This window comes from Alteromonas sp. AO-Serp (assembly GCF_017849675.1).
GTDB lineage: Bacteria > Pseudomonadota > Gammaproteobacteria > Enterobacterales > Alteromonadaceae > Alteromonas > Alteromonas macleodii.
Window position 1 is genome coordinate 1 of the sequence record NZ_JAFLMX010000155.1, and the last position, 8886, is coordinate 8886.

7 protein-coding genes are annotated in these 8886 nt (G+C 45.8%); 3 read left to right on the top strand and 4 right to left on the bottom strand.

Annotated features, from left to right (window positions below; all coding sequences use genetic code 11):
* The 3 genes from QVA83_RS11310 to QVA83_RS11320 form a co-directional block, all read left to right on the top strand.
* Positions 1–492 (top strand): transaldolase family protein (locus tag QVA83_RS11310; protein ID WP_287498471.1); only part of this gene is annotated, 492 nt, incomplete at its 5' end.
* A 14-nt stretch (positions 493–506) separates the two neighbouring features.
* Entirely contained in the window at positions 507–2156 is a 1650-nt protein-coding gene (pgi, locus tag QVA83_RS11315; protein WP_287498472.1) for a glucose-6-phosphate isomerase, read from the top strand.
* A 362-nt stretch (positions 2157–2518) separates the two neighbouring features.
* On the top strand, positions 2519–2695 hold the full coding sequence (locus QVA83_RS11320; RefSeq protein WP_012519516.1) for a DUF3545 family protein: 177 nt from the start codon (positions 2519–2521) through the stop codon (positions 2693–2695).
* 259 nt (positions 2696–2954) lie between these two features.
* Here the strand turns inward: QVA83_RS11320 and ung are convergent, their stop codons facing one another.
* From ung to thrA, 4 genes are all read right to left on the bottom strand, one after another.
* The gene (gene ung / locus QVA83_RS11325; RefSeq protein ID WP_101565633.1) at positions 2955–3626 is read right to left on the bottom strand and encodes a uracil-DNA glycosylase; all 672 of its coding nucleotides are present in this window, start codon (positions 3624–3626) and stop codon (positions 2955–2957) included.
* A complete protein-coding gene (gene thrC, locus QVA83_RS11330) occupies positions 3626–4909 on the bottom strand; it encodes a threonine synthase (protein WP_156078760.1) in 1284 nt (427 codons plus the stop codon). The genes ung and thrC overlap by 1 nt, the downstream gene beginning before the upstream one ends.
* 118 nt (positions 4910–5027) lie before the next feature.
* Complete coding sequence (gene thrB / locus QVA83_RS11335) at positions 5028–5972, bottom strand: homoserine kinase (RefSeq protein ID WP_014950486.1); 945 nt, start codon at positions 5970–5972, stop codon at positions 5028–5030.
* A gap of 170 nt (positions 5973–6142) precedes the next feature.
* A complete protein-coding gene (gene thrA, locus QVA83_RS11340) occupies positions 6143–8608 on the bottom strand; it encodes a bifunctional aspartate kinase/homoserine dehydrogenase I (protein ID WP_014950487.1) in 2466 nt (821 codons plus the stop codon).
* Positions 8609–8886 lie beyond the last annotated feature (278 nt).

The window sequence follows — 8886 nt, forward strand, 5'->3', positions numbered from 1 at the left end:
CTTCTATTCAGCTTCGCCCAAGCACAAGCTTGTGCAGAGGCCGGTGATTATCTTATCTCTCCATTTGAAGGGCGCATTTTAGACTGGTACAAAAAAGCGACCGGTACTGAGTCTTACGCACCAGATGAAGATCCAGGCGTAGTATCTGTAACTAAAATTTACAACTACTACAAAGAGCACGGCTACAATACCGTAGTAATGGGTGCAAGCTTCCGTAACATTGGTGAAATTCAAGCGTTAGCAGGTTGTGATCGTCTAACCATTAGCCCAGCACTGCTAGAAGAACTGGCAAACGAGCCTGGCGATCTAGAGGTTAAACTTAAAGACAATGGCGCTACAAAAACACCAGGTGACCGCTTAACAGAAAGCGAATTCCGCTGGGCAATGAACGAAGATGCAATGGCAACCGAAAAGCTATCTGAAGGCATCCGCAACTTCGCCGCAGATCAGGAAAAACTTGAAACCATGCTTCGCGAAAAACTAAGCGCGTAAGGGCTATTGAAACAATGAGTGTTTTAACTTCTCTTCCTGAATGGAAAAAGCTGTCTGAACATGCTGCAACGGTAAAAGATGCGCACATGCGCGACTGGTTTGCACAAGATGCAAATCGAGCGGACAAGATGCAACTTGAAGCCTGCGGTATTTTTCTTGATTACTCAAAAAACCGTGTAAATGATGAAGCGCTTAAAGGACTATTCGACCTTGCCCGAGCGTGCAAACTAGAACCCCTTCGCGACGCGATGTTTTCTGGTGAGCAGATTAACTCAACAGAAGGTCGCGCTGTGCTTCACACCGCACTTCGTAATTTCTCAGACCGTAAAGTACTGGTAGATGGCGAAGACGTAATGCCTGAAGTGCATGCTACGCTTGCAAAAATTGAAGCGTTTACCGCGTCGGTTCATAGCGGTGAACACAAAGGTTATACCGGCAAGCCTATCAAGCACATTGTGGCAATTGGTATTGGTGGTTCGTTCCTTGGTCCTAAGATTATGACCGAGGCACTTAAGCCGCATACCGTTGATGCCGTGAAAGTTCACTTTGTTGCCAACGTTGATGGTTGCCACATTCACGATGTGCTATCTAGCGTAGATTTTGAAGAAACTTTGGTGGTCATGTCGTCAAAGTCTTTCTCTACCCAAGAGACGCTTCAAAATACACTTACGGCTAAAGACTGGTTCTTAAAGTCTGGCGGTACACAAGAAGATATTGCTAAACACTTTGTAGCCGTGTCTTCAAACGTTAAAGCAGCCACCGAGTTTGGTATTAGCGCCGACAATATTTTCCCTATGTGGGATTGGGTTGGCGGTCGTTACTCACTGTGGTCTGCCATTGGCCTGCCCATCTCGCTAGCCCTTGGGTTTGAAAACTTCAAAGGCTTACTTGAAGGTGCGTTTGACATGGACACCCATTTCACAACCGCACCGCTAGAAGAAAACATGCCTGTTCTACTTGCACTGTTAGGTGTGTGGTACAGAAACTTCTTCGACGCGCAATCACACGTTTTATTACCTTACTATCACTATCTTCGCGGCTTACCAGCTTACGTACAGCAGTTAGATATGGAAAGTAATGGTAAAGAAGTGACGCAAGAAGGTGAGCACGTAGATTACCCTACTGGCCCAATTATTTGGGGCAGTGAAGGTACAAACGGCCAGCATAGCTTCCATCAGCTTATTCACCAAGGTTCTGGCGTTATCCCAGCAGACTTCATGTTGCCACTTAACGTTCCTAACCAGGACGACACGCATCACGCTATGCTTGCGTCTAACTGTTTTGGTCAAACCCAGGCACTAATGCAGGGTAAAACCTTTGAAGAGTGTTATGCAGACCTTGACGGTAAAGGCCTAGACGACGCTGAACGCAAACGCTTGGCCGCTCATAAAACCATGCCTGGCAACAAGCCTAGCAATACTTTCTTGTTTGATAGCCTTACGCCTAAAACACTTGGCGCGCTGGTTGCAATGTATGAACATAAGGTATTCGTTCAGGGTGTTATCTGGAACCTTAACTCATTCGACCAATGGGGCGTTGAGTTAGGTAAAGTATTAGGAAACCAAGTACTTGCAGGCATTCAAGGCGAGGCAGACAAAGATAATTTCGACGCTTCAACACAACAATTGATTGCCAAATTCAGAGCAGCGAATGCACCAAAATAAGGAATGCGAGGTGATTTAAAATCACCCAATTGGTGCAAATAACAAACTGAACGGCTAGCTTTTTCGGAAGCTAGCCGTTTTTTGTTGCGGTTTTCATCAACAATACGACAGACATTTTTGATATCCGTAACACTGTACAATTGATTACTAACAAAACAAATAGGATCAATTACATACAGTTATTGTTCACGCTTTAAACACACTGGACATTTCCTTACCGTTGTCATCATATCGTCACAATTTGTTAATAAAAGGTAAATTAAACTATTTTATTTTAGTGGCGGCTGTGATACAAAATTGTACAGAGGGAATTAAAAACAAAAACTCTGTATTAGTTGTAGTGGTATAAAAAGGAGATCCCAGTGGATAAATCAGATCTATTTGCCATGTTAGACATCGAAGCAAGCCCAGCAAAAACCAAAAGCAAAAAACGTAAGTGGAGAGAAATCGAGGCGCTACAAGATCGCTACAAATTAGAAAAAGAACTGGCCGAACTCGACTGTGGTTTCGAGTACGAGCTAGAGACACTGGAAAGATAAAACGAAGGCCGCCTGTTACACAGGCGGCCTTTTTACTTTCTAGCGTGCTGTAAATGCTTCACTTGCAAGCATGGTGTCTCTTCGCTGGCTCTATGTATTAGCGTATTAGCTAAGGAATATGCTCTGTGCCTAATTGCGGCCAGACCGCATAACATGGTCTCATAGCTATTTAGGCATTTATCTAGTGAGCTAGCTATTGATAGGGCGCTGAATGGGGCAATCACACTTGCTGAGTGGCTAGCTGCTATTCCTGCCAGTACTATACCTGCCAATTAATGGGTTCTTTGCCCTTAGCAATAAGGTATTCGTTTGTTTGGCTGAAGTGTTTGCAACCTAAAAAGCCTCTGTGTGCTGAGAGTGGCGACGGATGAGGCGCATGTAAAACGTGGTGTTTTTCACGGTTAATGTGCTTACCTTTCTTTTGCGCATGGCTTCCCCACAGAAGAAACACAACGTTTTGGCAGTGCTCATTGACTACATCGATAACCTTATCGGTGAAGGTTTCCCATCCCCATTTCGCGTGGCTATGTGCTTTGCCCTGCTCAACGGTCAATACAGTATTAAGTAGCAATACGCCCTGCTCCGCCCACGACGTCAGCGTGCCGTGATTAGGCTCGGTGAAACCATCAATGTCAGACAACAGCTCTTTGTACATATTTTTAAGCGATGGCGGTGTTTTAACGCCAGCTTTTACTGAAAAACAAAGTCCATGGGCTTGATTAGGACCGTGGTACGGATCTTGACCTAAGATCACGACTTTTACTTCGTCTAGCGGCGTGTATTTAAGCGCATTGAATACGTCAGACTGAGGCGGGTAGATAACGCTTCCCGCTTCACGAGCGTGCTTCACGCGCTCAAGCAACGTAACAAAATAGTCTTTTTGCTTTTCATCACCAAGCGCGCTTTGCCATGTTGTAGCCGAGGGTGTCATTACTTAAGCAAATCTATCATATGCTGCTTAAGTGCATCGTAAGACGCTGGCAAGTCTACCGCTAAGCTGTCTTCGCCTGCTACATCGGCCAACGCTTTCGGTAAGCTGATTGGATTACCTAGCACGTTTTCAACGGTTTCTCTGAACTTAGCCGGGTGCGCTGTTCCTAAGAACAAACCAATTTCGCCGTCTTCTAAGTCATGACTTACTGCGCGATAGGCAATCGCGGCATGTGGCTCGCTGGTATAGCCTTGTTGCGCTAATTGACGCATAGCAAGCTGCGTATATTCTTCGTCAACCATCTCACCTTTAAGACACGCTTTGTCGATATAGCCACGCTCAATAAGCGCCTCTATTCGCGGCCAGTTATTAGGCTGACTCACATCCATTGCGTTAGACATGGTCGCAACCGTCGCCTTAGGTTCCCACTCGCCGGTTTTAAGGTATCGAGGTACCGTGTCGTTTAAGTTAGTTGCTGCGATAAAACGCTTTATAGGTAAACCTAACGATTTAGCAATCATGCCAGCCGTAAGGTTACCAAAGTTACCACTAGGTACTGAAATAACGAGTTGGTCTCGTTTCTCTTTTGGCAACTGACTTACTGCTTCAAAGTAATAGCAAACCTGCGCTAGTAAACGGCTGATGTTGATTGAGTTTGCTGAGTTCAGGTGAAGGCCTTCACGTACGTCAGGGTCGTCAAACGCGGTTTTTACGAGTGATTGGCATGCGTCAAAGTCTGACTCAACAGCAACGGTATGAATATTACCGCCTAGCGTAGTGAATAGCTTTTCCTGCAGCGAGCTAATCTTGCCCTTTGGAAACAAAATAACCACGTTGATATTGTCGATGCCGTGAAATGCATGTGCAACCGCTGCGCCGGTATCACCTGAAGTCGCTGTTAGAATGGTAACTGGCTTCCCTTCGCTAATACGCGACAGGGTTTGCGCCATAAAGCGGCCGCCAAAATCTTTAAACGCCAGCGTTGGGCCATGGAAAAGCTCTAAGCAGTATACGTTATCGTTGACCTGCTCAACTGGTGCACCAAAAGCAAATGCGGTCTGAACAATTTCTTCTAGCTCGCCATTATTCAGCTCATCGCCGATAAGGGCGCGAAGTACTTCAATACTGCGCTCTACAAATGGCTTTTCCAACAATTCGTCAATATTGTCTAGGGTAGGAATATGCTCTGGAAAATAAAGCCCTTGGTTTTTACCTAAGCCCCGCTTAACGGCTTCAGCAAAATTTGCTGTGTCCGATGAATCTTTTAAATTTACCAATTCCACTTGCTGTTACCTTTTTATGTGGGCAAGTACTCTGCCCTTTTAATCTTTTAAAAAATTATTGTGCTTTTAGGAAATCATTTGCCTTTAAGAAACCATGTACCTTAAAAAGCTATGTACCTTAAGAAACAATGGTGCCTTGGCTTGGTATTTGGCACACATGGCTAAAGCCATCTTCATTTTGAATGTAGTTCTCTGTTAAATAGGCGGCGACTTTTTCCGCCTGCGCTTTACTTGGACACACGGCAAAAACCGTAGGTCCCGAGCCAGAAATACCAAAAGCGAGCGCACCCGCTTGCTCACTAAACGCACGAGCGTCATCAAAGCCAGGCAGTAGCGATTTTCTGTAAGGTTCGGCTATGACATCGTTCATTACCGATGCTGCCAAATCAAAGTTACCTACATGTAAGGCGTGTACAAACACACCTAGCTGTCGACCAAAGGTTAGTGCCGTCGCCATTTCCACCTGTTTAGGCAAGATATCGCGAGCAGCCGCCGTTGATACGCTAATGCCTGAATAACAAACGGCATAGTACCATTCGTCGTTTAACGGCAACGACAGCGTGACAGGCGCATCGCTACCTGTCATTAACGTCATACCACCTAAGTAACAGGGAGCAACATTATCATAGTGAATACTACCGCTTATTTGGCCTTCTAATTCGCCCATCATTATAAGCAGAGTATCTTCATCGAACGGGGTGTCGAAGTAAGCATTTAGCGCTGCAAACGCTGCCACTATAGAGCTTGCGCTTGAACCCAACCCGCTGCCTATTGGAAGGTTTTTATGAAGCGTAAGCGCAACAGGAGAGGTTGTTTTTCCAGCCTTTTCCATTTGCTCACAGAAATAGTGATAGCACTTGGTTACAATATTACTGTCTGCATCGCCCGGGAGTTTGTGAGCAAAGCGCCCCACCGTTTCTAGTGAAAATGACTCAGCCGCCTTTATTTCAACTTCATCACCTAGCTTAGTGCCATCAACGGGCGCAAGCGCTGCGCCCAGTACGTCAAAGCCTAAGCTCACATTTCCAATTGATGCCGGCGCGAAGGCCGTGAATGCTTTCATATTATTACTCTTACTTCGCTTGTGGCGTGCTCTTTATATTAGCGCTTCAAATTAGCTCAATAAATTAGCGCTTTAAATCGATGCCACAACATTACTGGCCTAAGTCACACCTTCGAATATCTTACTTTAGCCGCCTATCTACGCTAAGCAAGCTAAGCGTTATTTAGCCCTTAGTGCGCCATTTGCTTCCACGGCATAGTACGCAGAATGTCAGCAAACACCCCTGCTGCTGTTACCGTACCACCTGCTCCATATCCTCTAATTACATAAGGGATTGGGCTATAGTAGTCACTGTTAATCGCCAGCGCGTTTTCACCGTCTTTTACCTGCGAAAGAGGGTTACTTGCCGGTACAGCCTGAATGCTTACTTTGCATTTTCCGTCTTCAATGCTGCCGATATAACGAAGTACTTTACCTTCTGCTTTAGCCGCTTCAACCTTTTCACCAAACGACGCATCTAACTCTGGCAGCTGCTGCATAAACTCGTCAATTGAACAGTCTTCAGCAAAGCCTTCTGGCAGTACAGACTCAATTTCAATGTCAGATAGTTCTAACGCTAAATCAGCTTCACGAGCCATGATAAGCAGCTTGCGCGCTACGTCCATGCCGCTTAAGTCATCGCGCGGATCAGGCTCTGTGAAACCGTTGTCTTTAGCCGTTTGTGTCGCTTGCGACAGGCTCATGCCCTCTTCAAGTTTGCCAAATACATAAGACAAACTGCCCGATAGAATTCCTTCAAAGCGGTGTAAGGTGTCGCCGGCGCTGAATAGCTTTTGCAAGTTATCAATAACCGGTAGCCCTGCGCCGACAGTGGTTTCGTAAAGGTACTGACGATTTGTCGATTGCGCGGTCTTGCGAAGCTTACGGTAGTAAGACATTGCGCTCGTGTTCGCCTTTTTATTTGGCGTTACCACGTGAAAACCGCTTTCCATCATATCTACATATTGCTGTGCAATCGCTTCGTGACTAGTACAGTCAACAATCACCGGGTTTACCAGACTATTGTCGTTGGCAAACTGATGCAGGCGTTCAACGCTTAATCCTTCGCTTGCCGATTCAAGTGCCGCTTTCCAGTCACCGCTTAAATCAATACCTTGGCTGTTTAACAGCAGCTTACGGCTATTTGCAATACCATAAACTCGCAGCTGCACGTTGCGTTTTAACAACGCAGGCTGTTGTTTTTCAATTTGACCTAGCAGTTCGGTTCCCACATTGCCACACCCTACTAGGAACACGTCGATGGTATGGCGGTCAGAGAAAAAATTCTGGTGAATGACTTTTACTGCTTTCTTAGCACGCTTACTTTCAATTACCGTTGAAATAGAGCGCTCTGAAGAGCCTTGAGCAATGGCTACGTTGTTTACGCGCGCTTGGGCAAGCGAGTTAAAGAAACGCGCAGCCAACCCTTTGGTTTGACGCATACCGTCACCAACCAAAGTAACAATGGCTAGGTCATGACGCACTTCAATAGGATCTAGCAATTGATTTTGAAGCTCTAGCGCGAACGCATCTTCAAGAAGCGTTAACGCTCGGCTGGCGTCTTTGCTTTGGATACAGAAACTGATTGAGTATTCTGAAGAAGACTGGGTAATAAGGCTTATTGAAATATTGGCGTTCGACATCACCTCAAACACACGACTTGCCATACCTACCATGCCTTTAAGGCCAGGGCCTGCAACGTTAAACATGGTGACGTTATCAAGCTGTGAAATACCTTTAACTGACGTCCACACCTCGCTTTTTTCATTGCTGATTAGCGTACCTGGCGCAGCTGGGTTTAGTGTGTTTCTGATCAAACAAGGGATGTGGTGTTGGGCAATAGGACCGATAGTTTTCGGATGAAGCACCTTAGCACCGAAATAAGATAGCTCCATCGCTTCTTGATAGGTAAGCTTGTCTAACAGCACTGCCCCTTCAACTTGATTCGGGTCAGCGTTATAAACACCGTCTACGTCTGTCCAAATTTCACAGCAATTTGCGTCTATACACGCCGCTAAAATGGCCGCTGAATAGTCTGAGCCGTTACGCCCAAGCGTGACTTTCTCGCCCGCTTCGTTAGCAGCAACAAACCCCGGCATGACAAGAAATTCACTGCCGTCAGTAGGCACATCTGAAAAGCGGGCTTTACTAAGCGACACATCGGCAATGCTGTCTAGGTAATCGCCTTCGGCCAGCACATACTTAACCGGGTCGATAACGCGATTAGCAATACCTTTAGCAGATAGCATAGCGCTAAAAAGCGTCACCGAGATGTACTCACCAATACTTAGAATACCGGCAGCGACATTATCAGGTGCAACACCAAGCAGCTTAATACCTTCAAGGTGCTGTTTTAATACGGAAAGGTGACTATTAATGAATTCTACCACGCTTGCATGTGCAAACCCGTCGAGTTCTTCGTTTAGGTTGTTGGCGATGCCGGTAACCGTGTCGTTCAACTTATTGAATAACGGCTGGAAATCTTCACCCGCGGCTGCTTGTTCACATAGTAGTGAAAGCGCGTTCGTTACCCCCTTTGGGGCAGAGAGTACAACCGCAGCACCGTCGGTTTGGTGGGTCGCCGTGCTAATCTCCATAACGCGCATGTATCGCGGTGCATCGGCTAGAGAAGAACCCCCAAACTTTAAGACTTTCATATGCTGCTCCTTAAGGTTACGCATGCTAAAACGTGTGTAAAAAAAAGCCCGCTCTGTGTTAGGCGGGCTTTCGTTGTCTTTTGCTTACTTGCACTAGTCAGCGACCGCCCTTTTTAAGGTGGTAATTAACATAATGGTGGTGCGAGTAAGTAGAATCTTTTTCATACAAGCAATTTGCCGTATAGACGTCTATATGTCAACCGCAGTTTTCACTACACTGTGTTGCAAAAAGTGCAACACTCTTTAACTAATATTTCTTCAGTCTCTTAAACACATCA